Origin of the sequence: Methylorubrum populi, assembly GCF_002355515.1 — a bacterium.
Lineage (GTDB): Bacteria > Pseudomonadota > Alphaproteobacteria > Rhizobiales > Beijerinckiaceae > Methylobacterium > Methylobacterium populi_A.
This window is the reverse complement of record NZ_AP014809.1, coordinates 3,693,725-3,719,174: the sequence shown is the minus strand read 5'-3', so window position 1 is coordinate 3,719,174 and position 25,450 is coordinate 3,693,725. Positions and strand designations below refer to the sequence as shown.

24 protein-coding genes and 1 tRNA gene are annotated in these 25,450 nt (G+C 68.3%); 14 read left to right on the top strand and 11 right to left on the bottom strand.

Annotated features, from left to right (window positions below; translation table 11 throughout):
* The first annotated feature begins 154 nt into the window (after positions 1–154).
* The 8 genes from MPPM_RS17165 (at position 155) to MPPM_RS17130 (ending at position 8,462) form a co-directional block, all read left to right on the top strand.
* Positions 155–508, top strand: coding sequence for a DUF6460 domain-containing protein (locus MPPM_RS17165; protein WP_096486096.1), 354 nt, complete (start codon positions 155–157; stop codon positions 506–508).
* 142 nt (positions 509–650) lie between these two features.
* Entirely contained in the window at positions 651–2,048 is a 1,398-nt protein-coding gene (locus MPPM_RS17160) for a heterodisulfide reductase-related iron-sulfur binding cluster (protein ID WP_096486095.1), read from the top strand.
* 113 nt (positions 2,049–2,161) lie between these two features.
* The gene (locus MPPM_RS17155; protein WP_026105809.1) at positions 2,162–2,548 is read left to right on the top strand and encodes a response regulator; all 387 of its coding nucleotides are present in this window, start codon (positions 2,162–2,164) and stop codon (positions 2,546–2,548) included.
* A 144-nt stretch (positions 2,549–2,692) separates the two neighbouring features.
* Entirely contained in the window at positions 2,693–3,988 is a 1,296-nt protein-coding gene (locus tag MPPM_RS17150; RefSeq protein WP_017486395.1) for an O-acetylhomoserine aminocarboxypropyltransferase/cysteine synthase family protein, read from the top strand.
* A gap of 7 nt (positions 3,989–3,995) precedes the next feature.
* Positions 3,996–4,544: a L,D-transpeptidase family protein gene (locus MPPM_RS17145; RefSeq protein ID WP_096486094.1), complete on the top strand. Its 549-nt coding sequence runs from the start codon at positions 3,996–3,998 to the stop codon at positions 4,542–4,544.
* Between the two features lie 396 nt (positions 4,545–4,940).
* Entirely contained in the window at positions 4,941–6,626 is a 1,686-nt protein-coding gene (locus tag MPPM_RS17140; RefSeq protein WP_096486093.1) for a methyl-accepting chemotaxis protein, read from the top strand.
* 458 nt (positions 6,627–7,084) lie between these two features.
* A complete protein-coding gene (locus tag MPPM_RS17135; protein ID WP_096486092.1) occupies positions 7,085–8,098 on the top strand; it encodes a zinc-dependent alcohol dehydrogenase family protein in 1,014 nt (337 codons plus the stop codon).
* 25 nt (positions 8,099–8,123) lie between these two features.
* A complete protein-coding gene (locus tag MPPM_RS17130; RefSeq protein ID WP_096487893.1) occupies positions 8,124–8,462 on the top strand; it encodes a hypothetical protein in 339 nt (112 codons plus the stop codon).
* 4 nt (positions 8,463–8,466) lie between these two features.
* Here MPPM_RS17130 and MPPM_RS17125 read toward each other — a convergent pair whose 3' ends face one another.
* Positions 8,467–9,204, bottom strand: a complete 738-nt coding sequence (locus MPPM_RS17125; RefSeq protein ID WP_096487892.1) for an RNA methyltransferase — start codon at positions 9,202–9,204, stop codon at positions 8,467–8,469.
* A 108-nt stretch (positions 9,205–9,312) separates the two neighbouring features.
* Positions 9,313–9,861 (bottom strand): formaldehyde-activating enzyme, encoded by a 549-nt coding sequence (locus MPPM_RS17120; RefSeq protein WP_003597938.1) that lies wholly within the window; start codon positions 9,859–9,861, stop codon positions 9,313–9,315.
* A gap of 443 nt (positions 9,862–10,304) precedes the next feature.
* Here MPPM_RS17120 and MPPM_RS17115 point away from each other — a divergent pair, with 443 nt between their 5' ends.
* The gene (locus MPPM_RS17115; protein ID WP_096486091.1) at positions 10,305–11,519 is read left to right on the top strand and encodes an NADP-dependent isocitrate dehydrogenase; all 1,215 of its coding nucleotides are present in this window, start codon (positions 10,305–10,307) and stop codon (positions 11,517–11,519) included.
* Between the two features lie 55 nt (positions 11,520–11,574).
* On the opposite strand, the gene MPPM_RS17110 is transcribed toward MPPM_RS17115, so the two are convergent.
* The 4 genes from MPPM_RS17110 to glgX form a co-directional block, all read right to left on the bottom strand.
* Positions 11,575–11,892, bottom strand: a complete 318-nt coding sequence (locus tag MPPM_RS17110) for a plasmid stabilization protein (protein ID WP_096486090.1) — start codon at positions 11,890–11,892, stop codon at positions 11,575–11,577.
* Positions 11,893–11,918: 26 nt separating this feature from the next.
* Positions 11,919–13,514 carry a hybrid sensor histidine kinase/response regulator gene (locus MPPM_RS17105; RefSeq protein ID WP_096486089.1) on the bottom strand — a complete coding sequence of 532 codons (1,596 nt, stop codon included), beginning with the start codon at positions 13,512–13,514 and terminating at the stop codon, positions 11,919–11,921.
* A 278-nt stretch (positions 13,515–13,792) separates the two neighbouring features.
* Positions 13,793–15,136, bottom strand: coding sequence for an IS1380 family transposase (locus MPPM_RS17100; RefSeq protein WP_096487891.1), 1,344 nt, complete (start codon positions 15,134–15,136; stop codon positions 13,793–13,795).
* Between the two features lie 168 nt (positions 15,137–15,304).
* A complete protein-coding gene (gene glgX / locus MPPM_RS17095) occupies positions 15,305–17,575 on the bottom strand; it encodes a glycogen debranching protein GlgX (protein WP_096486088.1) in 2,271 nt (756 codons plus the stop codon).
* Positions 17,576–17,811: 236 nt separating this feature from the next.
* On the opposite strand from glgX, the gene MPPM_RS17090 reads away from it, so the two are divergent.
* From MPPM_RS17090 to MPPM_RS17080, 3 genes are all read left to right on the top strand, one after another.
* A complete protein-coding gene (locus tag MPPM_RS17090; RefSeq protein ID WP_096486087.1) occupies positions 17,812–18,582 on the top strand; it encodes an SHOCT domain-containing protein in 771 nt (256 codons plus the stop codon).
* 183 nt (positions 18,583–18,765) lie between these two features.
* A complete protein-coding gene (locus MPPM_RS17085; RefSeq protein ID WP_096486086.1) occupies positions 18,766–19,830 on the top strand; it encodes a spore photoproduct lyase family protein in 1,065 nt (354 codons plus the stop codon).
* Between the two features lie 14 nt (positions 19,831–19,844).
* Positions 19,845–20,306 (top strand): nucleoside deaminase, encoded by a 462-nt coding sequence (locus MPPM_RS17080; protein WP_096486085.1) that lies wholly within the window; start codon positions 19,845–19,847, stop codon positions 20,304–20,306.
* A 9-nt stretch (positions 20,307–20,315) separates the two neighbouring features.
* Here MPPM_RS17080 and MPPM_RS17075 read toward each other — a convergent pair whose 3' ends face one another.
* From MPPM_RS17075 to MPPM_RS17065, 3 genes are all read right to left on the bottom strand, one after another.
* Positions 20,316–20,627 carry an ETC complex I subunit gene (locus tag MPPM_RS17075; RefSeq protein ID WP_012455199.1) on the bottom strand — a complete coding sequence of 104 codons (312 nt, stop codon included), beginning with the start codon at positions 20,625–20,627 and terminating at the stop codon, positions 20,316–20,318.
* A 28-nt stretch (positions 20,628–20,655) separates the two neighbouring features.
* Positions 20,656–20,732, bottom strand: a tRNA-Pro gene (locus tag MPPM_RS17070).
* A gap of 63 nt (positions 20,733–20,795) precedes the next feature.
* Positions 20,796–21,011, bottom strand: coding sequence for a hypothetical protein (locus MPPM_RS17065; protein WP_096486084.1), 216 nt, complete (start codon positions 21,009–21,011; stop codon positions 20,796–20,798).
* Between the two features lie 170 nt (positions 21,012–21,181).
* Here MPPM_RS17065 and MPPM_RS17060 point away from each other — a divergent pair, with 170 nt between their 5' ends.
* Positions 21,182–21,889, top strand: a complete 708-nt coding sequence (locus MPPM_RS17060) for a glutathione binding-like protein (RefSeq protein ID WP_096486083.1) — start codon at positions 21,182–21,184, stop codon at positions 21,887–21,889.
* Positions 21,890–21,892: 3 nt separating this feature from the next.
* Here the strand turns inward: MPPM_RS17060 and MPPM_RS17055 are convergent, their stop codons facing one another.
* Together MPPM_RS17055 and MPPM_RS17050 are read right to left on the bottom strand one after the other, a co-directional pair.
* Positions 21,893–22,759 (bottom strand): NAD(P)-dependent oxidoreductase, encoded by an 867-nt coding sequence (locus MPPM_RS17055; protein WP_096486082.1) that lies wholly within the window; start codon positions 22,757–22,759, stop codon positions 21,893–21,895.
* Positions 22,760–22,793: 34 nt separating this feature from the next.
* Positions 22,794–23,804, bottom strand: a complete 1,011-nt coding sequence (locus MPPM_RS17050; protein WP_096486081.1) for an alpha/beta hydrolase — start codon at positions 23,802–23,804, stop codon at positions 22,794–22,796.
* A gap of 268 nt (positions 23,805–24,072) precedes the next feature.
* Here MPPM_RS17050 and MPPM_RS17045 point away from each other — a divergent pair, with 268 nt between their 5' ends.
* On the top strand, positions 24,073–25,395 hold the full coding sequence (locus MPPM_RS17045; RefSeq protein ID WP_432419860.1) for an MFS transporter: 1,323 nt from the start codon (positions 24,073–24,075) through the stop codon (positions 25,393–25,395).
* The last annotated feature ends 55 nt before the right edge of the window (positions 25,396–25,450 follow it).

Here is a 25,450-nt window from a genome sequence, read left to right as displayed (position 1 = left end):
TCTTGAGCGGAACGTTCGAGGATGCCATCTGGCTGCTACCCCGAATGCGTCGAATGGAACGATCGACCCGCGGTTTGGCATGAGTGTGGCGGCGAGGCAACGCCGTTGCGGGGCTGCCACGAAGTCTTGAGCAGATGGCGAGGATACTGACGGAATGACCGGCGATCACGAGACGCGGCGGCGCCCGCTCGAGCCCGGCGCCTACCCGGCCGATCCGCGTTACGGCCAGCCGCGCCGCCGCTCCGGGCTCAACCGCTTTCTCGGCGGCTCGCCGGCGGCTGTGTTCGTGAAGCTGCTGTTCCTGTCCGTGCTCGTCGGCGCCGTGATGGCGATGTTCGGCCTGACGCCGGGCCTGCTGTTCTGGCAGATCTACGATCTGACGCGCTCGCTGATCGACCTCGGGCTCGACACCTTCCACGATTTCGGCCGCTGGATCCTCGCCGGTGCGGCGGTGGTGGTGCCGATCTGGCTCATCGCCCGCCTGCTGACGGTGTCGCGCGAGCGCTGAAGCGTCGCTGGCGTCACGTCATCGGGGCCGCCGTCCCGGGACATGCGACACAGCAACAGCTTGGAACCGTTCCGATTGCCTCGCCGTCGCGAACGGTTCTAAGAGACGTGAAGAGAAGCAAGAAACCGCATCGAGGCGCGTCGTGCAGACCAATTTCGCTCCCGAGCAGCTCGCCGACCCCGCCATGGCGGCCTCGGAGAAGATCCTGCGAACCTGTGTCCATTGCGGGTTCTGCACCGCGACTTGCCCGACCTATCTTCTGCTCGGCGATGAGCTCGATTCACCGCGCGGGCGCATCTATCTGATCAAGGACATGCTGGAGGGCGGCAAGCCGGCCAGCCGCGAGGTGGTCAAGCACGTCGACCGCTGTCTCTCCTGCCTCTCCTGCATGACGACCTGCCCGTCGGGGGTGCATTACATGCACCTCGTCGATCACGCCCGCACCCATATCGAGAAGACCTACAGGCGCCCGTTCTCCGACCGTGCCCTGCGGGCTCTGCTGGCCCTGGTCCTGCCCTACCCGAACCGCTTCCGGCTGGCGCTGCTCGCGGCCAAGGTCGGAGCGCCGTTCCGGCCTCTCGTCGCCCGGCTGCCGCGGGTCGGCAACCGGCTCGCGGCGATGCTCGACCTTGCTCCCGCGCAGCTGCCGAACCGCAACCGCACCGACCGGCCCGGCACCTTCCCCGCCGATACCTCGGCGCAGGAGATCAGCACGCTTTTCCAGACCGGCGAGGACAAGGCGCCGGCGCCCCGTCGCGGCCGGGTCGCGCTGCTGCGCGGCTGCGCCCAGAGCGTGCTGCGGCCGGACTTCAACGAGGCGGCGATCCGCCTGCTCAACCGCCACGGCGTCGAGGTGGTCCTGCCCAAGGGCGAGGGCTGCTGCGGCGCGCTGACCCACCATATGGGCCGCGAGGACTCCGCCCACGGCCACGCCAAGCGCACCATCGACGCCTGGATCGCCGAGATGGACGGGCCCGGCCTCGACGCCATCGTCGTCACGGCGTCGGGCTGCGGCACGACGATCAAGGATTACGGCTTCATGTTCCGCGACGACCCGGCCTATGCCGAGAAGGCGGCGCGCGTGTCGGCGATCGCCAAGGACGTCACCGAGTACATGGCCGAGATCGGGCTGCTGCCGCCGGTCGAGGATACCGACCTCGTCGTCGCCTACCATTCCGCCTGCTCGATGCAGCACGGGCAGGCGATCCGGACCGAGCCGAAGAACCTCCTCAAGAAGGCGGGCTTCACCGTGAAGGACGTGCCGGAAGGGCATATCTGCTGCGGCTCGGCCGGCACCTACAACATCCTCCAGCCAGAGATCGCCGCGCGCCTGCGCGACCGCAAGGTCGCCAATATCGAGCGCGTGAAGCCGGACCTGATCGCCACCGGCAATATCGGTTGCGCCACCCAGATTGGGAAAGGCACCGACATCCCGATCCTGCACACCGTCGAACTGCTCGACTGGGCGACCGGCGGCCCGCGTCCGGAGGCGCTGGCGCATCTGCCGGACCGCCCGGCGGCCGCCCGAGCGTACGCGTAAGGTCAAGATTGATTTTCCCGCCCTGCACAATTGCGGGTCGTCTCTTCCTTGACCTCGCTGCAGGTGCGAATTAGGCCCGCAACCAGTGTCGGCCTGAGATCGTTTGCAGCCTTATGACAGAGAACCCGCCAGAGTTGCCCGTCGTCCTCCTCGTCGAAGATGACGGCCTGCTCCTGATGGAGGCCTCCGACACGCTGGCGGAGGCCGGGTTCAACGTCCTCGAAGCGCACCACGCCGACAAGGCCCTCGACGTGCTTCAGGACCGGCCCGACGTCGAGGTCCTGATGACCGACGTCGATATGCCGATGGGCTCGATGGACGGCTTCGCCCTGGCCCGCGTCGTCGCCCATCGCTGGCCGGACATCCCGGTGCTGATCGTCTCCGGCATGGGGACGCCCGGTCCCGGCGACATGCCGGAAGGGGCCCGCTTCATCCCGAAGCCCTACGCACCGACCATGCTGGTGCGGACCCTCAAGGCCTGCCTCAAGCGCGCCGCCTGAGGGCCGCGCCCAGACGTTTCGTGCATGGCCGATCCGCGCCGGGACCGATCGCGGGTTTCGCCGCGGACCGTTTCGCGGCAGAAGGCACGTCAGAGATGTGCGCCGCTCCTGTGCGCCGACAGACCGATCAGTTCAGGTCCCGCCATGACCGCCGAGCCAAAGACCCTCCGCCTCGCCACCCAGGCGGTCCATGCGGGCGCCGCGCCCGATCCCGCCACCGGCGCGCGGGCGCAGCCGATCTACTTCACCAACGGCTTCGTCTTCGACTCCACCGAGCAGGCGGCCGACATCTTCGCGATGCGCCGGACCGGCTTCTCGTACTCGCGCGGCTCGAACCCGACGGTCGCCGCGCTGGAGCGCCGGATCGCCGCGCTGGAAGGCGCCAAGGCGGCGGTGGCGGTCTCCTCCGGGCAGTCGGCGGTGCTGCTCGTGATGATGACACTGATGCAGACCGGTGATGCCTACGTCGCCTCGCCGCGCCTGTTCGGCGGTTCGCTCGGCCTGATGCGCCGGCTCGAGGGGCGCTACGATCTCACGCCGCAATTCGCCGCCGACCTGACGCCGGAGGCGTTCGAGGCGGCGATCACGCCGCAGACCAAGGCGATCATCTGCGAGTCGATCGTCAACCCTTGTGCCACCGTGATGGACCTCGAGGGCATCAGTGCGGTCGCCAAGCGGCACGGCCTGCCGCTCGTGATCGACAACACCCTGGCCTCGCCGGCCCTGATCCGCCCGATCGAGCACGGCGCCGACATCGTCGTCCACTCGACCTCGAAGTTTCTCGGCGGCTCGGGTCAGGTGATCGGCGGCATGATCTGCGATGCCGGCACCTTCGACTGGAAGGCGCAGGGCTCGCGCTACAACCTCATCAACGATCCCTGGCCGGACTATGACGGCCTGATCGTCAGCGAGCGCTTCCCCGAGATCAGCTTCGCGGTCGCCTGCCGCCTGTTCGGCCTGCGCGACCTCGGCCCCGGCCTCTCGCCGATGAACGCCTTCCTCACGCTCACCGGCATCGAGACCCTGCCGCTGCGGATGGAGCGCCACTGCGCCAACGCCAAGGCGGTCGCCGCCTACCTCAAGGACCATCCGGCGGTCGCGTGGGTGAGCTACCCGGCCCTGCCGGGGCAGAAGGGCGAGGCGCTCGCCAACCGCTACGTGCCGCAGGGACCGGGCTCGATCTTCACCTTCGCGCTCAAGGGCGGCGAGCCGGCCGCGCTCCAGTTCATCGCCGGTCTGGAGCTGATCTCGCACCTCGTGAACATCGGCGAGATCAAGTCGCTGGCGATCCACCCGGCGACCACCACCCATCGCCAGCTTCGCCCCGAGGAGCGTGCCGCGGCCTGCGTCGGCCCCGAGACCGTGCGCCTGTCGATCGGCCTGGAGGATCCGGAGGATCTGATCGCCGATATCGAGCAGGCCCTGGCCAAGATCGGCTGAGGCCGCCGTGGCAAGGCGGGGGCGCATCGCAGCGGTGATCGCCGGCCTCGCCGTCCTTGGCGCGGTTGCCCTCGTCCTCGCGGACTACCTCCAGCTCGGCCGCACCGAACCGCCGCTCGCGGCCGAGCCGGAGCGCGCCGACCGCGTGCTGGTGGAGAAGGCCGCGCGCCGGCTGACGCTGCTGCGCCAGGGCCGGGTGCTCGCGACCTACCCCGTGTCCCTCGGCTTCGCGCCGGAAGGGCACAAGACCCGCGAAGGCGACGGGCGCACCCCCGAGGGCGTCTACACCATCGCCTTCCGCAACCCGCGCAGCGTCGCCCACCTTTCCCTCAAGGTCTCCTACCCCTCGCCGGCCGACGAGGCGGCGGCGCGGGCCGGCGGATACGCGCCCGGCGGCGACATCATGATCCATGGGCTGATGAACGGCTTCTCCTGGCTCGGCGGCCTGCATCGATGGATGGACTGGACCCAGGGCTGCGTCGGCGTCACCAATGCCGAGATGCGCGCGATCTACGCCCGCGTCGATGTCGGCACGCCGATCGAGATCAAGCCGTAGCGGCACGGGACGACCCTGTTGGTCGCGTGCGGTGCGAGGCAGCCACCCCGAGCCAGCCCCCCAATGACGCGATCGGACGACCGTCTCCCTGCGCGGGAAACCCTGCGAGGTGAGATTCATCCCTATAGCGTGGTCGCGTCAGCCGCCGCGCTTCGGCTGACAGACTTCCCACTCGCTCCTACGCGCGATTGAGCGGCGTCGCGATGCCGTTTCCGGTTCGGGGTTGTACCGTCTCGAAGGGATCTTGAATCCGTTCGATGCACCGGCGGCATCATCAAGCCGTCGAGCCCGATTTAGTGCATTTGTTAATACGCGTGCGCTAACACACTTGTGTCACCAGACCCGGTCGATCCGTGCGCGGCGGATGCCCCGGCACTTTACGCGCCTCTCCGCTCGATGCGACTCACGCTCAAGGCCACTCTGGTCGCCCTATTCGGCGGCGTTGCCCTCATCACGGCGATCCAAGGCGCGATTTCGCTACGCGACCTGTCTTCGATCCGAAATCGCGTCAACGAAGTTGCGGTGAACTGGCTTCCCTCAGTCGTCACGGTCAACGAGATGAATGCCGCCGCAAACCGGATCCGTCTGCGGCAGTATCGGTTGATCACGGCCTCCAGCGACCCGGAGTCGTTGGCCGGCAACCGCGAACTCTACGACAGGGGCGTCGCTGAGATGAGGGATGCACGGCGCCGGTACGAATCCCTCATCTCATCGTCCGAGGAGCGTGCCCTCTACGATCAGTTCACGGCGATCTGGAGCCGCTACGAGCAGGCGAGCGAAAGCCTGATCAGGTCCATCAATGAGGGGCGGCATCAGGAGGCTCTCGCAGAACTCGCCGGTCCCGGTGTCTTCAAGCTCTTCTCCGATTCCAGCGTATTGCTCGTGCAGGCGGTCGCACTGAACCAGCGGGGAGCCCGCAGGGATGCCGATGCCGCCGTCGGCGCGGCCGACGATGCTTCGGTCACGGCCGTCGTGTCGGTCGCACTGACGGTCGTCCTCGCATTCGGCGCCATGGTATTCGGCTTCCTGCGGATCTCCCGGCCGATCACCGGCATGACCGGCATGATGGGAGCGCTCGCGGCCGGCGACGTCGAGACCCCGGTGCCCTACCGGCAGCGTCGGGACGAGATCGGCGCGATGGCGGGCGCAGTCCAGGTGTTCAAGGACAACCTGATCCGCACCCGCGCTCTGGAGGCCGAGACGGCGCTCGCGCGCGCATCGGCCGAGGAACAGCGGAAGGCCGCCATGCGGGCGATGGCCGACAGCTTCGAGGCGGCCATCGGCGGGATCATCGGCACCGTGACCTCGGCAGCGACGCAACTGCAGGCCACGGCTCAGAGCATGTCGGGAACCGCCACCGAGACGGCCTCGCAATCCGTCACCGTCGCGTCCGCGGCCGAGGAGGCGGCGGCGAACGTCGAGACCGTCGCGGCGGCCGCCGAGGAGCTCGGCACCTCCGTCCACGAGATCGGCCGGCAGGTGGCCAGCTCGTCCGAACTCGCCCAGATGGCGGTCGGCGAGGCCAACCAGACCGCCGGGCTGGTTCAGAACCTGTCGAGTGCGGCGGCGAAGATCGGCGACGTGGTGTCGATGATCTCGACGATTGCCGGCCAGACCAATCTGCTGGCGCTCAACGCCACGATCGAGGCGGCCCGCGCCGGCGAGGCCGGGCGCGGCTTCGCCGTGGTCGCGGCCGAGGTCAAGGAGCTCGCCAACCAGACCGCCCGCGCCACCAGCGAGATCGCGCAGCAGATCGGCACGATCCAGGGGGCCACGGATCACGCCGTCTCGGCCATCGACGGCATCTCCGGCCGCATCCGCGAGATCAACAACGTGGCGTCCGGCATCGCGGCCGCGGTCGAGCAGCAGGGCGCGGCGACGCAGGAGATCGTGCGCAACGTCGCCCAGGCCGCGACCGGCACGGGCGAGGTGACCACCAACATCGCCGGCGTCGCCCGTGCGTCCGAGGAAACAGGCGCAGCGGCCAACCAAGTGCTCGGTGCGGCGTCCGAGCTGTCGCGCCAGTCCGAGTGCCTGTCGGCGGAAGTGAGCCGCTTCCTCGCGACGGTGCGCGCTGCCTGACGAGCCGATGCTGGAGAGGTCCGCACAACTCGGGTTGCCACGCCCTCTCAAGATGACGTAGTGTCGCATTCCGATCAAAAATGAGGTGATCGCAAAGTCCAGGAACGCATCGCCAGGTCCATGGTTGTCAGATCAGCGGTCACGATCGATCGTCGGATAAGTCAAAGGACAACCTCATGACTCAGCCGAACCAGCATACGAAGGGAAACAACTCCCGCAATGCTGATCAAGATGGATCGAAAAACTCTGGAACTCCGCATAGGGGCGCGGTTCAACATTCGGATGACGGTCGCCTGAAGGAAAACCGTGACCAGGGCGTCCATCGCGGCGACAAGGAGTAGCCCCGCGCGGGCAAGCCTAAAGCCGTCGACGGGATGAGGAGAAGAGGTCGCCTTCGGGCGGCCTCTTCCCATATGGGCAACCGTCGATCCGGGAACCGGGACCTACGGGAGAACGCCATGCGTGCCTACGAAATGTCCGCCGCCGCAGGCCTCGACAGTTGGAAGAGCGTCGATCGTCCGACGCCCGAGCCGGGCCGCGGACAGGTTCTGGTGCGGATGCGCGCGGCCTCCCTCAACTACCGCGACCTGCTGATTTGTCAGGGCCGCTATCCCTTCGCGATCAACCTCGATCGGCTGATCCCGGTCTCGGACGGGGCGGGCGAGATCGTGGCCCTCGGCGAGGGCGTGCGCCGCTTCCAGGGGGGTGAACGGGTCGCCGGCATCTTCTCGCAGAGCTGGCTCGGCGGCGCTCAGGTGGCCGATACGTGGCAGACCGCGCTCGGCGGCGCCATCGACGGCGTCCTCACCGAATACCAGGTGTTCGACGAGGACGGGCTCGTCGTGCTGCCCGACCATCTGAGCTTCGAGGAGGGCGCGACGCTGCCCTGCGCGGCGGTCACCGCCTGGAACGCGCTCTACGGGCTCAAGCCGCTGCGGGCCGGCGAGACGGTGCTGACGCTCGGCACCGGGGGCGTCTCGGTCTTCGCGATCCAGCTCGCGCACGCGGCCGGTGCGCGCGTGATCGCCACCTCGTCGAGCGATGCCAAGCTGGAGAAGGCGCGCGTGCTCGGTGCGAACGAGACGATCAACTATCGCACCCATCCGGATTGGGAGCATGAGGTGCGCCGGCTGACCGGCGGCACGGGCGTCGATCACGTGGTCGAGGTTGGCGGCACCGGGACCCTGCCGCGCTCCATCGCCTCGACCCGGCCCGGCGGACATGTCGGCCTGATCGGCCTACTCGCTCAGGGCGAGGCGATCGATCCGCTGGCGATCCTCGGCGCGAGCTGCATCGTGCGCGGCGTTGCCGTCGGTCCGCGGGAGATGTTCGAGGACATGAACCGCTCGATTGCCCTGCACGGCATCAAGCCGGTGATCGATCGCGTCTTCGGCTTCGAGGAGGCACCCGCCGCCCTGGCGGCCTTGGCCGAGGCCTCGCATGTCGGCAAGATCGTAATCCGAATCGGCTGACGGTTCGGCGCCTGAGGAGCGGATGATGCGCGCGGCGGTGGGATGGGGGCTGCTCCCGGCGCTGTTATCGGCGGCGGCGAGCGCGCAGGACGTCACGACGGTGCGAACCGAGTCCTTTCCCCGGCCTCCCTATTCCGGGGCGACCTATTACATCTACGAACGGGCGGGCCGGACGATCTGCACCAAGCTCGCGGTCTGCAACAAGTTCGACGATTGCGAGACGCGCTACGTTCAAGGCGACTTCCGGGCGCCCGAGGACGCGGCGACCGGCGAGCCCTACGGGACGACGCCGGCCACGCCAATCGCCCCCGCCTCGCTCGCCAAACATGTCTGCCTGACGCGCTTCGGTCTGGTGCGGCGGTAAGGCCTTAAGCCTCGTCGTCCTTCGGCTTGGCGCGGTTGAGCGCCCGCAGCGCGCCGCGGAAGGTGCGCACATCCTGCTCGGTCATCGCCATGCGATGGAGCATGTCGCGCATGTTGCGGGCGATGATCTCCTGCTTCTCCGGCGGGTAGAAGCCGGCGCCCGCCAGGGTCTCCTCCAGGCTCGCGAACAACGAGAGCAGCGCCTCGCGGGTGGCCGGCGGCGAGAGCATCTCGCCGGAGAAGCGTAGCGTGGCGAGACCGGCGGCGCGGCGCCACTCGTAGCCCATCAGCAGCACGGCCTGGGCGAGATTGAGCGAGGGAAACGCGTCCGTCACCGGGAAGGTAACGATGGCGTCGGCCAGCGACACCTCGTCGTTGGTGAGGCCCACCCGCTCGCGCCCGAACATCAGCCCGACCCGCTCGCCGCGCCCGATCCGCTCGGCGACCGCCGTCATCGCCTCCTCGGGGGCGAAGACCCGCTTCATCTGCCCGCGTTCCCGGGCGGTGGTGGCGAGGACGTGGTGCAGGTCGCTGACGGCTTCCGGCAGGGTGTCGTAGACCTTGGCCCCGTCGAGCACGTGGGTTGCGCCGGAGGCCGCCTCACGCACGCCCTTTTTCGGCCAGCCGTTCTTCGGCGCGACGAGGCGCAGCTCGGACAGGCCGAAATTCGCCATGGCGCGGGCGGTCATGCCGATGTTCTCGGCGAGTTGCGGCTCGACCAGGATGACGACGGGGGCGCTCATGGCCGCCCTCTCGCACGCTTCGGTCGCCGTCTCAATCGGCCCGGCGTCGCCGATGATCGATCGGGCCCGCGCCACCGGCGAAACCGGCGGCGCGAACCCTCCAAAACCTCAAATCTTACCGTCGAGGCCCATCTGGTAGTATTTGTGGACGATCTTGTCCTGGTTCTCGAGGAGCCAGTCGATCGAGGGCTCGTTGGTCATGGCCTTGCGGATCGCCTCGGTCATGCCCTTGCGCTGGATCTCGAACAAAGCCTTGTGATCGACGCTCTCGGCCTGGATCACGCCGGGGCTGAGCCAGACCGAGCAGATGATGCCGAGATCGTTGGCCTTCTCCTTGGGGATGTAGCCGGCGCGCACCGCGTCGAGCACGCCGTTGGCGATGGCGTACTGCACCGTGCCCATCAGGATCGAGGTGTACTTGTTCTCGGTCACGCTCACTTTGGAGACGCACAAGGTCACCGGGCGGACCATGATGTCGGTGTTCAGGAGCGCGAAGACGCGGCTGTGGCCGACGACCTGATCGCCGGTGAGTGTTGCGAGGGCGGTGCCGACGGGGCCGTCGAGTTCGCCGATGATGACCTCGGGCTCGCTCGCCGTATTGGGCGGACCGCCCGCGACGAGGGCCTCGCCGGCGCGCAGGATGATGCGATCGCTCATGGTGTGTCCTTCCTCGTGATCGGCCGTTTTTCTTGACGCGCGGGTCGTTGCAGCGCTGGCCGGGTTTGTCCAGGCCGCTTAGCGCGGCCGTGGCGTGCGCTCTTGTGCGGGAGCGACATGCGCTTCGGTGATGCGCACCTGCGTGAGGTGCCGTTCGGGACGGCGAGGACCGTGGGCGTCGCACCGGCCCGTCCCTTCCGGCCGAGCCCGCCTCCGGTCAGCAACCGGCGGATGGTCGATTTCGATCTGGCTCGGATTTCGCCTGCAGAGCCTGTTGCCGTTCCGAAGGGGGCAGTAACAGTTTCACTCATCCGAAACCGGCGCTTCGAGCCCGGCTTTGTCGCCTTGCTGCGCTGCGTTATAGGGGCGGCGACAGGGTTCCGGAGAGGACGTGCGACGGGCAATCGGCCGGGCGCGCGGCACCGGGCAACTGAGGGACCGACATGGCGAAGATCAAGGTGGCCAATCCGGTCGTCGAGCTCGACGGCGACGAGATGACCCGGATCATCTGGGCGGAGATCAAGAACAAGCTCATCCACCCCTACCTGGATCTCGACCTCGACTATTACGACCTCGGCGTCGAGCACCGCGACGCCACCAACGATCAGGTGACGATCGATGCGGCCGAGGCGATCAAGCGCCACGGCGTCGGCGTGAAATGCGCCACCATCACGCCGGACGAGGCTCGCGTCGAGGAGTTCAAGCTCAAGGAGATGTGGCGCTCGCCCAACGGCACGATCCGCAACATCCTCGGCGGCGTGATCTTTCGCGAGCCGATCATCTGCTCGAACGTGCCGCGCCTCGTGCCGGGCTGGACCCAGCCCTTCGTGATCGGCCGCCACGCCTACGGCGACCAGTACCGCGCCACCGACTTCAAGGTGCCCGGCAAGGGCCGCCTCACCATCAAGTTCGAGGGTGACGACGGCACGGTCATCGAGAAGGAGGTGTTCAAGTTCCCGGACGCCGGCGTCGCGATGTCGATGTACAACCTCGACCAGTCGATCATCGATTTTGCCCGGGCCTCGTTCAACTACGGCCTCGCCCGCAAGTACCCGGTCTATCTCTCGACCAAGAACACCATCCTCAAGACCTATGACGGGCGGTTCAAGGATCTGTTCCAGAAGGTGTTCGACGAGGAGTTCAAGTCGAAGTTCCAGTCGCTTGGCCTCACCTACGAGCATCGCCTGATCGACGACATGGTCGCCTCGTGCCTGAAATGGTCGGGCGGCTATGTCTGGGCCTGCAAGAACTACGACGGCGACGTGCAGTCGGACACCGCTGCGCAGGGCTTCGGCTCGCTCGGCCTGATGACCTCCGTGCTGATGACCCCGGACGGCCAGACCGTCGAGGCCGAGGCTGCCCACGGCACCGTGACGCGCCACTACCGCGAGCACCAGAAGGGCAAGGCGACCTCGACCAACTCGATCGCCTCGATCTTCGCCTGGACCCGCGGCCTCGCCCACCGGGCCAAGCTCGACGACAACGCGGATCTCGCGAAGTTCGCCTCGACGCTGGAGAAGGTTTGCGTCGATACCGTCGAGTCCGGACACATGACGAAGGACCTCGCCCTCCTCGTCGGCCCCGACCAGAAGTGGCTCACCACCGACAGCTTCCTCGACAAGGTCGATGAGAACCTGAAGACGGCGATGGCTGTCTGAGGCAGCCGCCCTGCAACCCCTCCCCCCTCCGCGGGGGAGGGTCATGTGTCTTCGATCAACCCGCCTTCTTCGCGGCGTTCCGCTTGCGCGTCTCGGCCGCCTTCTTCGCGGAAGCCGAGCGCTGTTCCTTGGTTCGTGAGGCCGACGCCGTGCCGCCGCTGCGACCGCCCTTGTGCGCGGCGGGATGGCCGGTGGTGCGACCGCGACCCGAGCCGCCGGGCTTCTTGCCGCCGCCGTCATCCTTGTTGACGGTCGCCCAGGCGCGGGATTCCGCTTCCTTCTCGGACACGCCGCGGGCCTCGTAGGATTCGGCGATATGCTCCGCCTTGCGGATCTGCTTGTCGGTGTATTTCGACTTGTCGCCCTGAGCCATGCTGCTCTCCCGGTCTGCCGCGCCGGTCAGGTTCGGATCGGCGCGTCGAGAGCCGCCCTCACCCGCCGGATCAACTCGGCGCGGCGGTACGGCTTGTTCAGGATATCGAACTCCGGACGCTCGATACCGGTTCGCTCGAGGCTGGCCTCGGCGTAGCCGGTGGTGAGCAGGATCCTGACAGCGGGGTGGCGGCGGCGCGCCTCCCGGGCGAGCGCGAGGCCGTCCATGCCGCCGGGCATGATCAGGTCGGAGAAGAGCAGGTCGATCTCCGGATGGTCGCCCAGGATCTCCAGGGCCTCGCGGCCGTGGCGGGCCATCAGGGTACCGTAGCCGTAATCGCGCAGGATCGCCCGGGCGAGTTCGGCGACGTCGGCGCGGTCGTCCACGATCAGGATCGTCTCCGTGCCCGGCCGCTCCTCGCTCGAGGGCACTTCCTGGCTCGGCGCGTCCCTCTCCTCGGTGGCCGGAAAGGCGAGACGCACGGTCGTCCCCTCCCCCACCACCGACTCGATCTGCGCGAAGCCGCCCGACTGCTTGGCGAAGCCGTAGACCATCGACAGCCCAAGCCCCGTGCCCTTGCCCTCCTCCTTCGTGGTGAAGAACGGATCCATCACCCGCGCGAGCATATCCGAGGGGATGCCGGAGCCGGTATCGGTCACTGCGACGCTGACGAGGCGGCCCGTGCCGTCGGGGCGGCCGGTGTCCTCGTTGCGGGTCGTGATCGTCACGCGTCCGCCGTCCGGCATCGCGTCGCGGGCATTGATGAGCACGTTGAGCAGGGCGACTTCGGCCTGGGTCCGATCGATCCGGCAGGCGCGGAGATCAGGGGCGAGATCGGTCTCGATCGTCACCGCGTCGCCCAGCGTGCGCGCCGCAAGCTCCTTCATCTCGGAGACGAGGTCGTTGAGGTTGAGGGTTCGCCCGACGAGACGCTGCTTGCGGGCAAAGGCGAGCAATTGCTGCGTCAGCGTCGAAGCCCGCTCCGCCGCCTCGCGGATGTTGCCGACGGCGCGCCCCATGCGACCCGGGTCGGCATCCGGCCGCTCGAGATTGGTCGCGAGCGAGTCGGCGTAGCCCAGGATGACCTGGAGCAGGTTGTTGAAGTCGTGGGCGATGCCGCCGGTCAGTTGCCCGATCGCCTCCATCTTCTGCGCCTGACGCAGCGAGTCCTCGGCGATCCGGCGGCGGGTGATGTCGAGCTGCGAGCCGAAGAAGTACACGAGGTCGCCGGCCGCGTTGTAGACCGGGCTCACGAACAGCGCGTTCCAGAAGGCCGAGCCGTCCTTGCGGTAGTTCAGGATCTCGGTGGCGATGTCGCGCCGGGCGGCGACCGCCTCGCGCACCTGCGCCCGCGTCGCCGGATCGGTCTCGGGGCCCTGGAGGAAGCGGCAATTGCGGCCGATCACCTCCTCCCTTGCGTAGCCCGTCATCTCCAGGAAGGCTTGGTTCACGAAAACGATCGGGTGGTCGTCCTTGTTGGGGTCGACCACCACCATCGGCATACGGGTCATGGAGACGGCCGCGAAGAAGATGCCGCTGCCGGGGTCGAACTCGTGCCCGGCCGCACCGGCCTCGACGTTCGGATGGTCGCCGTGGGGCCTTTTCTCGGGGATGTCGATCATGCGGACCCGCGGCGTGGCGTGATGGTCGAGGCCACCGGCGTCGCCGCCGCCTCCTCACTGCTGCAGAGTAGAGCGTCGAGCCGAACGATGAGCCTGAGCCTCGGCAGAAAGACGATGCAAAGTCTAGCCCGTCTTATTCATCGGGCATCGGCGTACGCTGCGTTTTGGGCTGATGGCGCGCGCGATCGCTCGTCTGTTCTGACGCGTGTGGATCGGGATTGTTCGGTCGGCGATGGAGGGACGGGAGCGGGTTCGTTGGGGCGTCGCAGCCCCGTCGTTCAGGCCGGTGCCGGGGCGAGCGCAGTCGCAAGGTGGCGGATCAGGTCGGCTTCTGGACAGGCGGCGGCGAAGGCGAGGCGGACGCGGGCAGCGGTCTCGCGGATACGGGTTCCGAGCTTGAGCAGCCGGAGGCGGATTGTTGCAAACTCGGCCCTGGCGAGGCGGTGCGCGGTCGGGACGGCCTCGCGCACGGTGAGCATCAGCCAATAGGCAGCGGTGTGCAGGACGAGCCGCATCTGGTTGGCGGCGGGGTTCCGGCACGAGGTACGGTCGGAGGCGAGCTGGCCCTTGTGGAGCTTGATCAAGTTCTCGGCCTGTCCGCGGGCGCAGTACAGCTCGGCGTAGAGCCATTCGGGCGTGCCGGTGGCGATGTTCGTGACCACGTAGCGGATATCGAGACCAAGGCGGGTCGCCTCGATGCGGGCGGCGACGCGGCGTTGCTGCCGCCAGGACTTGGCCGCGTGCGTGGTCTCGGCAAAGCCGCGCACCGCATCCTTGTCGCCGATGGCCCGCACCACCCGGATGGTATCGGCGATATCCTCGACCTTGGCGGCCAGCGCCTTCGTGCCGGTCAGGCCGAAGACGTAAGCGACGCCGTTGTCTTCGCACCAGTTCATGGCCTCGGGCCGCCCGTAATGGCCGTCGCCCCGGATGGTGATCGCGGTCTTGGGCCAGTGATGGCGGATCGCTCGGACGAGGCGGCGCAGATGGCCTCGGACCTCGCGGCCAGAGGGCGTCTTACCTGGACGCAGGATCATCGCCACCGGGCGTGAGGTGGCAGTGTCGTAGACGTGGATGGGGAGAAAGCAGCGCGCATCGTGGTGGGCGTTGAACAGCGAGAGTTGCTGCTGGCCATGGACCACGTCGCAGGTGTCGTCGATATCCAGCGTGACGGCCTCGGGCGGCGTGGCATAGCTGGCGCAGTACAGGTCGACCAGCACCCGCCCGAGCCGGATCAGGTCGCGCAGGCCGGGGGTGTTCTCCAGCCGCGAGACAGTGGGCTGGCTCATCAGGTCGACGCCGCTCTCGGGCAGCCGCCCACAGGCGAGCTTGAACGCAGGATCGGCGCGCAGGTGGTCGAGGTCGTCGGCGTCCTCGTAACCGCAGGCGATGGCCAGGATGCGCGCCAGAAGGATCTCGGGAAGCGGATGCACGATCCGGCTCGGATCGCGCCGGTCCGGGATCACCGCAGCGAGCTTCTCGGCGATGCCCAACCGTCGGGCGGCCTGGGCCAGCAGCAGGACACCGCCGTCCGAGGACAGGCGTCCGCCATCGAAGGCAGCTGTGAGCTTCTTGGCTCTCACGGATGGAAACGCGAACGGGAGCACCGTAGGATCGGACATGGCGGGCATGGCGGGCTCGATCAGGTGAAAAAGGTTGGTGTCAGCACCCAATCCCTAAGCCCTATCAATGCCTTACGCTACGCTCGCCACCACAGATCCACTGCCCTCGTGAATAAGACAGGCTAGGGTGGGAGAGACCGCCCGCACAGGGTGGCCGCTCCCCCGGCGTCAGACCTCCTCGTCGATGCCGAAGCTTACGCTCTCGACGTTCGCCCGCTCGAAGGCCTGCATCACATACTGGTAGGAGCGCTCCATGTCGCTGTGCTCCTCGCTCTCGCTCTCGATCGGCTTGAGAACGAACATCAGCATCGAGCGGCCCGTGACCGAGTAGCTCTCGCCCACGGCGAAGCTCTCGATCTCCTGGCTATCCGGCAGGTTGGTGTCGAGCAGCCGCGTCCAGGCGGTGCCGCCGGGCGCCTCGGGTAGGGTGAAGTCGACCACATCGTGATAGGCGTTGTAGAACAGGAGCAGCGTCGCATCGCCGCCGCGCTTGTGGATGCCGCTCGCCTGGGCGCGCCCGTCGAGCAGGACGGCGAGCGTGCGCGAATTGCCGTCGTTCCAGTTCTCCGGGCTCATCTCGGTGCCGGCGGGCGTAAGCCACGTCACGTCCTTGACGCCGAACTCCTCGTCGTAGGCGCCCGTCACGAAGCGCCCGCGCGAGAGCATCGGCAGGGCGTTGCGCAGCAGGATCAGGCGCTGTGTGAACTCGGCGAGATCGCGTTCCTCCTCGCCGATGGCGCCCCAATCGACCCAGGAGACCTCGTTGTCCTGGCAGTACGCGTTGTTGTTGCCCTGCTGAGTCCGGGCGAACTCGTCGCCGGCCAGCAGCATCGGCGTGCCCTTCGACAGGAACAGGGTGGCCAGCATGTTGCGCATCTGGCGCAGGCGCACCGAGCGGATCTCGGGATCGTCGGTCGGGCCCTCGACGCCATAATTGTAGGACAAGTTGTGGCCGTGCCCGTCGCGGTTGCCCTCGCCGTTGGCCTCGTTGTGCTTCTCGTTGTACGAGACCGTGTCGTTGAGCGTGAACCCGTCATGCGCCGTGATGAAGTTCACCGAGGCCCAGGGCCGGCGTCCGCGCTTGTTGAACTTGTCGGCCGAGGCGGTGATGCGCGAGGCGAGCCCCGGCAGAAGTCCGGCATCGCCCTTCCAGTAGCCGCGCACGTCGTCGCGGAACCGGTCGTTCCACTCGGCCCAGCCCGGCGGGAAGCCGCCGACCTGATAACCGCCGGGGCCGCAATCCCACGGCTCAGCAATCAGCTTCACGTCGTTGAGCACTGGGTCCTGGCGGCAGGTGTCGAGGAAGCCGCCGCCCTCGTCGAAGCCGTAGGGCTCGCGGCCGAGGATGGTGGCGAGGTCGAAGCGGAAGCCGTCGACCCGCATCTCGTTGGCCCAGTAGCGCAGGCTGTCCGTGACGAGCTGCAGCACGCGGGGATGCGAGAGGTTGAAGGTGTTCCCCGTGCCGGTGTCGTTGATGTAGTAGCGCGGCTGGTTCGGCAGCAGCCGGTAGTAGGAGGCGTTGTCGACGCCCTTGAACGAGAGCGTCGGACCCTTCTCGTTGCCCTCCGCCGTGTGGTTGTAGACCACGTCGAGGATGACTTCGAGACCGGCGCCGTGCATGCGCGCCACCATCTCCTTGAATTCGGAGAAGGCGAAGTCCGGCACCGCGGCGTAGCGCCGGGCGGGCGTGAAGAACGAGATGGTATTGTAGCCCCAGTAATTGATCAGCCCCTTCTGCTGCAGGTAATCGTCCTGCACGAAGGAGTGGACCGGCAGCAACTCGACCGAGGTGATGCCGAGGCTCTTGATGTAGTCGAGCACCGCCGGGTGCCCCATGCCGGCATAAGTGCCGCGCAGCTTCTCCGGCACCGCCGGATGCAGTTTGGTGAAACCTTTGACGTGGGTTTCGTAGACGATGGTGCGCTCCCACGGCACGCGCGGCTTGGCATCGCGGCCCCAGGTGAAGGCCGGGTCGATCACGCGGGAGCGGCGGGTGTAGGGAGCGGAGTCGCGCTCGTCGAAGGTGAGGTCGTCGCCGGTCTCCATCTGGTAGCCGAACAGCGCCGGATTCCACTCGATGGTGCCGACGAGGCCCTTGGCGTAGGGGTCGATCAGCAGCTTGTTGGGGTTGAAGCGGTGGCCGGCCTCCGGCTCGTAGGGGCCGTGAACGCGGTAGCCGTAGATCGTGCCGGGGCGCGCATCCGGCAGATAGCCGTGCCAGACCTCGTCGGTATATTCCGGCAACTCGATGCGCTCGATCTCGTTCTTGCCCTCGTCGTCGAACAGGCACAGCTCGACCTTGGTGGCGTGGGCCGAGAACAGCGCGAAGTTCACGCCGCGGCCGTCCCAGGTCGCACCGCGGGGATGCGGCGAGCCTTCGCGGATTCGCGTGCGCGACGTGCGCGGCTTCGGCATCCCATTCCGGTCGGTATCGGCCATCGTCGTCCCATTCTCGCTTGTGGCGGCCCCCGCGGGTCCGGCCGGACTCTGAACGTTCACGGAACCGCGAAGCTCCGTGCCGGCTGACGCGGTGCAGCAAATTTTTCCGCTCCGCTGCGCGCCGCCGCGGATGTGGTCGGCCGATATGGTAGCCTTGGACGAAACTCGCGGTGGAGGCTCGCGTTGCAACGCTCTCCATCGATCGGAATGGACAGGTCCGTGAGGGACAATCGGCGATGATCGAAGACTCCGAACAACGGCCCGCCGGCCTCGAGCCCCTGGCCGAGCGGCACGGCGTGAGCCTCGACGCGGTGCGCCACCTGCTGCGGGCTCTTCAGGCGGGCCAGGGCAACATGGCCCAGTTCGACCATCCCGATCTCGGCGGCTTCGGTCAGTGGTCGCGGGGCGGCATGGTGATGGTCGGCTCGATGAACGACCACGCGCTCAAGGCGCGGGTCGATGCCCTCTGCACCGAACTCGCCGCGGCCCTGCCGCTCTCCGGCTTCCGCGAAGAGGCGGCCTCGGGCAATTGGTGGCCTGGCAGCCTCGGCCTTCCGTCGAGCGCGGGCGCGCAGAACGGCACGCGCTACGCCTTCTTTCCCGAGAAGCGGCGGCTCGCCGTGGAGACGGACGGGCGGCTCGCCCTCTACGACACGGCCGAGCGGATCATTACCGGCGCGAGTCAGCAGCAGGGCGGCTCGTCGTCGCTGCGCTTCAGCGGCCCGCAGGGGAGTTTTTCGCTGGAGGATCTGAGGCCGGTCGAGCCCGAGGCGGCAGCGAAGTCGCCGGCACCGGCGGCCGTGGCGTCGTCCGCGTCGTCGTCCGCCTTCGCGATCCATCCGCCCGCGCCTGGGCCCGCCTCCCATCGGCCGGCTCCGGCCGCATCGAACGCAGGCTCCGCCGACGTGCTCTCGGTGCTCGAACGGCTGGCCGAGCTGCACAAGAAGGGCGTGCTGACCGACGCGGAATTTTCAAGCAAGAAGGCGGAGCTGCTGGCGCGGCTCTGAAGCCCCCGCGTCATGGCGCGGCGCGGCCGTCCGGGGCTCGGCCGATGGTGAGAGCGTGCGCCGCTGAATCGTCCCGTATCCGCTCGCGATGACGGGATCCGACTTCACGGCTGCCGGTCCCCGCGGCTCGGGCCTGTCGCCGCAGGCCCCGACGGATCGCGGGAGTTGCCCTAGATCCGGGCCATGGCTCCGCGCGACCTCATCGACATCGATCGCATCTTCCACGAACCCGCGGTCGCCGACTTCCCGCGCGGCCGTGAGATTCTGGCCCGCTACCCGAATGCGGAGCGGATCGAGGTCCCTTCGCACTGGAACATCCCGGAGCTGCACGGCAACGAAGGCTCGGTCGAGGATTGGGTGCGCATCAAGCGCTCGACCCTGGTGCTCGGGGTGAAGAAGGGGCTCGCCATGCGCCCCAACGGCCGCTCCGCCCACTTCATCGCGCCCTCCACCTCGAACGGCTGCGCGATGGCCTGCGCCTATTGCTACGTGCCGCGCCGCAAGGGCTTCTCGAACCCGATCTCGCTGTTCGTGAATGTCGACGCGGTCTGCGCGGCGATCGCGCGCCACGCGGGCAAGCAGGGTCCGCTGCCCGAGTCCGACCAGATCGACGGGCAGGCCTGGGTCTACGATCTCGGCGAGAACGGCGATCTCTCGGTCGATGCGATGATCTGTGACAACGTCCGCGATCTCGTCGCGCTGTTTCGCGGGCTGCCCAACGCCAAGGGGTCGTTCGCGACCAAGGCCGTGAATCGGGATCTCCTCGCCTACGACCCGCAGGGGCGCACCCGCATCCGCTTCTCCCTGATGCCGGCGCGGATCGCCCGCATCGTCGATGTCCGGACCGCGCCGATCCTTGAGCGGATCGCCGCGATCGACGACTTCCTGCGGGCCGGCTACGAGGTCCACGTCAATTTCTCGCCCGTCATTCTCTACGAGGGCTGGGAGGCGGATTGGGCCGCCCTGTTCGACGCGATCGACGGCACGATCTCGGAGGCGGCCAAAGCCCAGCTCGCCTGCGAGATCATCATGCTGACCCACAATGACGGGCTGCACGCGGTCAATCTCGGCTGGCACCCCAAAGCCGAGGACCTGCTCTGGCGGCCGGACATCCAAGAGACCAAGCGCTCGGAGGGCGGCGGCGAGAACCTGCGCTACCGCACCGGCTGGAAGGGGAGATGGCTCGCCCGGTTCAAGGCCCTGCTCGCCGAGCGGATGCCCTATTGCCGGGTGCGCTACGCGTTCTGACGGGAGGAGACGGAATGCCGGATCACGAAGATTATCTGCGCGAGGCGACCGACATCGCCCTCGCCAATGTCGCCGAGGGCGGCCGGCCCTACGGCGCGGTGATCGTGCGGGATGGGGAGGTCGTCGCGCGGGCGGCCAACCGCATCCATGCGACCAACGATCCGAGCGACCACGCCGAAATGGTGGCGATCCGCGCGGCGAGTCAGCGGCTCGGCCGGCCCAAGCTCGACGACTGCATCGTCTACGCCAGCGGGCGGCCCTGCCCGATGTGCCACGCGGCGATGCGGCTCGCCGGCGTGAAGGAGGGCTACTTCGCCTTCACCGCGGAGGACGCGGAGGCCGAGGGCCTGCTCAGCGCCGGGATCTACGCCGAGCTGTGCCGGCCGCTCGAGGAGCAGCCGATGCGGGTGCGCCACCAACCGCTTCCCGACGAGCCGAATCCCTACCGCGCCTGGACGGAGCGGAAGGGGCGCTGAGATCGAGCCTCAGTGGGTCCAGGGGGCGGTGCGGTTGAACTTGAAATTGTCGGAGTAGGACAGGCCCTTGCGGGCGATCGGCGGCGGCGTCTCCTCGACCCGGTAGGCGATGCCTGCCGCCTTGGCGTAGGCCACCGCCTCCTCGGAGGTATCGAATTCGAGCCGCACCTGCTGCAGCATGTCGGAGGAGCCGGTCCAGCCCATCAGCGGGTCGGTCTCGCGCGGCTCGGTCTGGTCGAACTCCAGCACCCATTGCTTGGTGCGGGCGAGCCCGGACTGCGTGGGGTCCTTGGCGGGGCGGTAGATGCGGGCGCTCGGCATCGGACGGCTGACGTCTCCGGGGAAGGTATGGTCGGGGCGATAGGATTCGAACCTACGACCCTCTGCTCCCAAAGCAGATGCGCTACCAGACTGCGCTACACCCCGACGCTGTGACGGAGATACCTTCTCGTCTCCCGGCCGGCAAGGCGCCGTCCGCCGTGAGGGACGTCAGACGAGGATGTCGAGGACGCGCTTCTCGGATTCGATCGAGGATTTCAGAACCGCCGTGTTCACGGAAACGCCGAACGAGGCCGAGGCCAGATCGGTGACGGCCGTAACCGGCTCGGCGGCGGATTGGGGCGAGGCGACCCGGGCAGCCGCCCCGTCGAACCTCTGCAGGGCGGCGCTCAGGCCCGCCGAACTCGTGGAGACTGCCGACACCATGAACCGTCCTCCGTGCGTCGCGGCAGCAGAGCACGGGAAAGGTAAAGGACGTCCTCAGCGGCGGGACGCATAGCCTTGCGTCGATCGCGGCTTGATCGGATCGCTCGACGATCCCACTTCGCCGCAGGTCGGAGGGCCCGCCCTCGCGGGTTCGGAGACGAGGCGCAGCAATGATCGATCTGTACTACTGGCCAACCCCGAACGGCCACAAGGTGACGATGTTCCTGGAGGAGGCCGGCCTCCCCTACACCATCCACCCGGTGGACATCGGCAAGGGCGCCCAGTTCGAGGCCTCCTTCCTGAAGATCGCACCGAACAACCGCATGCCGGCCATCGTCGATCAGGCCCCTTCCGACGGCGGAGAGCCGGTCTCGCTGTTCGAGTCGGGCGCGATCCTGCTCTACCTCGCGGAGAAGACCGGGCGCTTCCTTCCCGCCGACCTGCGCGGCCGGGCCGAAACCCTGCAATGGCTGTTCTGGCAGATGGGCGGCCTCGGGCCGATGCTCGGCCAGAACCACCATTTCTCGCAATACGCGCCGGAGAAGATCCCCTACGCCATCGACCGGTACGTGAAGGAGACGAACCGGCTCTACGGCGTGCTCGACCGGCGGCTCGCCGACCGCGCCTTCGTTGCGGGCGCCGACTACACCATCGCCGACATGGCCGCCTATCCCTGGATCGTGCCGTGGGAGAAGCAGGGCCAGCGGCTCGACGATCATCCGAACCTGAAGCGCTGGTTCGAGGCGATCGCGGATCGCCCCGCCACCAGGGCGGCCTACGCGCGCGCGGCCGAGGTCAACCCGAACCACGGCCATCCGATGAGCGAGGACGCCAAGCGGGTGATGTTCGGCCAGACCGCGTCGAACACCAATCGCTGAGACCTACCGCCCGCTGCGCCGGGCGGCCACCGTGGCAAGACCGGCAAAATCCTTGTCGCCGTCGCCGTGGGCGATGGCGTCGAGGAGGTTGTCGCGCAGCACGCTGGCGAAGGGCATCGGCACGTTGACCGCTTCACCCGCCGCCAGCGCGAGGCGGACATCCTTGAGGCCGAGTCGGATGGTGAAGCCCGGCGGCTCGTAGCGGCCCGCCATGATCATCGCGCCGTAGTTCTTGTAGACCGGCGAGGCGAACAGGGTGCTGGTGAGCATCTCCAGCACGTCGGCGCCCGCGATGCCGTGCCCCTCGGCGAAGGCGGCTGCCTCCCCCATCGCCTCGATGGCCGAGACCAGCATGAAGTTGCCCGCGAGCTTCACGGCGTTGGCCCGCTCAGGCTCCGCGCCGAAGCGCCAGGTCTTGCTGCCCATGGCGTCGAACAGCGGCTGCACCTGCGCGATCGCCGCATCGTCACCCGCGGCGATGATGTTGAGCGCGCCGTTCGAAGCCGCGTCCGGCCGGCCGAAGACCGGGGCGGAGACGTAGGGCACGCCCGCGCGTCCGTGGACCGCCGCCAGTTCCTTGGCGAGCGCCACCGAGATCGTGGACATGCCGACATGCACACCCGGCCGCTGGCCGGAATCGAGCAGCCCGCCCTCAATGGTCACGGCGCGCAGGGCCGCGTCGTCGGCGAGCATGGTGATCGCGGCATCCCCGGAAAACGCCTCGGCGGCGCTCGCCACGGGCTCTGCGCCCTCGACTGCCCGCGCCGCCTCCGGTGAGCGGTTCCAGACCCGCACCCGGTGCCCCGCCGCGACGAGCTGCGCCGCCATGGCCCGGCCCATGCGGCCGAGCCCAATGAAACCGACATCCATCGCTCTCTCCCGATCTCGACCCAGCGCGGCCCACTCAATGCGTGTTGAGGAATTCGAGCGTCAGCGCGTTGAACATCTCGGTCGCCTCCATGTGAACGAGGTGGCCGACATTGTTGATCACCTCGGCCTTGCCGTTCGGCATCCGGCCGGCGAGGGCGCGGGCGTGCCCCGTATTGTCGCCCATGCCGGAGCGCATCTCGGCCGGGGCGAAGCCCTTGCCGGGGGCGTTGTGGTCGTTGGCGCCCATGATGAACAGGGTCGGCGCCTTCACCAGCGGGATCTCGTGGACCACCGGCTGGCCCCAGATCATTTGGTAGGAGTTCACGAAGGATTTGAGCCAGCGCGGATACTCGCCCGAGCCCTTCACCCGCTCGCGGATCGACACGAACGGCTCGATCGCCGAGGCGGGGATCGAGAGCGCGTAGCTCGTCATCAACTGCTTGCGGTAGGCGTCGGCGCTGAGATCGCCCTCGCGGGCGAGCAGCGTCTCGTCGGGGACCGGAGGCACGGTGAAGCGGTAATCCTCGAGCCCGATCGGCGCCTCCAACACGAGGCTGTTGACCCGCTGCGGATAGCTTCGCGCGAGCCGGACCGCGAGCATGCCGCCCATCGAATGGGCCACCACGTCGAAGCGGGAGATCTTGAGGCTGTCGGCGAGCGCGATCGTGTCGGCAGCCATCCGGTCGAAGGTGAACGCGCCCACCGGCTTCGACGACTTGCCGAAGCCGAGCTGGTCGGGGACCACCACGCGGTAGCCCGCGTTCGAGAGGGCGCGGATCACCGGCTCCCAGTAGCTCGAAGGAAAGTTGCGCCCGTGCAGCAGCAGCACCGTGCGGCCGTTGGCGTTCTCGGCGGCCGGAACATCCATGTAGGCGAGGCGCTGCGCTTCGCCGTCGCGCGTCAGCGGCACGAATCGCACCGGAAAGGGATAGGCGAAGCCTTCGAGGCCGATGCCGAGCGGCGTCTGTTCCTGAGCACGGGCGGCGACCGGCGTCAGCGTCAAGAGCGGCGTGAGAAGGAGCGCGAGGAAGGGGTGGGCACGCATAGACACTTCGTCTCCGGTGGCCGGCATTCAGGAAAAGACGATACAGACACACGAAACTTGAGCGCGGCGCCGCGGGCTCGGACGGCTCGGCGACGCTGAAAGGTCGACTCGGGCTCTACCCCAACGGCGTGCCGGTGCCGAGGCTCGGCGCCCCGTCCGGTGAGGGACAGATAGGGCGGATCGGCAGCCTGCAAGCTCCGGATGGTGGACGGTGACGGCGCGAAGAACGGGAGAGGCTGGCGGCGACGGGCTGCCGCTGCGGGAGCGGATGCTGGCGCTCTCGGCCATGGCGCTCGCCATCGCGATGGCGGTGCTCGACGGTGCGATCGTCAACGTCGCCCTGCCGGTGATCGCCCGCGACCTCGACGTGCCGGCCTCGGACGCGATCTTCATCGTCAGCGCCTACCAGATCGCGGTCACCGCCGCCCTGCTGCCCCTGGCGACGCTCGGCGAGATCTGGGGCTACCGTCGGGTCTATCTGAGCGGTCTTGCCGTCTTCACCGCGGCCTCGCTCGCCTGCGCCATTTCGCCGAACCTCGCGAGCTTAACGGCCGCACGGGTCGCCCAAGGGCTCGGCGCGGCCGGGATCATGAGCGTGAACATCGCGCTGGTGCGCTTCATCTACCCGCACCGACTGATCGGGCGCGGGGTCGGCAACGTGGCGCTGATCGTGGCGGTGGCCGCCGCCGCTGGGCCAACGGTTGCCGCCGCGATCCTCTCGGTCGCGGCCTGGCCCTGGCTGTTCCTCGTCAACCTGCCGGTCGGGCTCGTGGCGCTGGCGGTCGGCGCCCGCACCCTGCCCTACACGCCCCGCTCCGCCCGCCGCTTCGACCTGCGGAGCGCCGGCCTCAACGCCCTGACCATCGGTCTGCTCATCGTCGGCCTCGACGGCCTCGCTGATCCCGGCACCCGCTGGCTCGCCGCGGCGGCGCTCGTGGCGTCGGTGGCGGCCGGCATCGTCTTCGTGCGCAGCCAGATCCGGCTCGCGGTGCCGCTCCTGCCGCTCGATCTCCTGCGGATCCCGGCCTTCGCCCTGTCGATGGTAGCCTCGGTCTGCTCGTTCGCGGCGCAGATGATCGCCTACGTCGCCCTGCCCTTCTACTTCCATGACGGGCTGGGCTTCTCGGAGACCCGGACCGGCTTGCTGATGACGCCGTGGCCGCTCGCCATCGCGGCGATGTCGCCGTTCGCCGGCCGGCTCGCCGACCGCGTGCCGCCGGGACTGCTCGGCAGCCTCGGCCTCGTCCTCCTGGCGGCCGGCATGGCCTCCCTTGCCCTGCTGCCGCAGGCACCCTCGACCTTCGACGTCGTCTGGCGCCTGACGCTTTCGGGCGTTGGTTTCGGGCTGTTCCAGTCGCCCAACAACAAGGTCATCATCACCAGCGCCCCGCGGGAGCGCAGCGGTGGCGCCAGCGGCATGCAGGCGAGCGCCCGGCTCGTCGGCCAGTCGATCGGGGCGGCGCTGGTCGCCGTGCTGTTCGGCCTGATCGCGGGCGGGCCGGTGGGCGCCTTCGCCACCACCCTCTGGTGCGCCGTCGTCCTGGCGCTGGCCGGTTCGGTGGCAAGCGGTCTGCGGCGGGCGGGGCCGTGAGCGCCGACCGCTGGCGGTTGCAGGGCCGAGCACCCATCCCGCCGGTCGCGCGTTG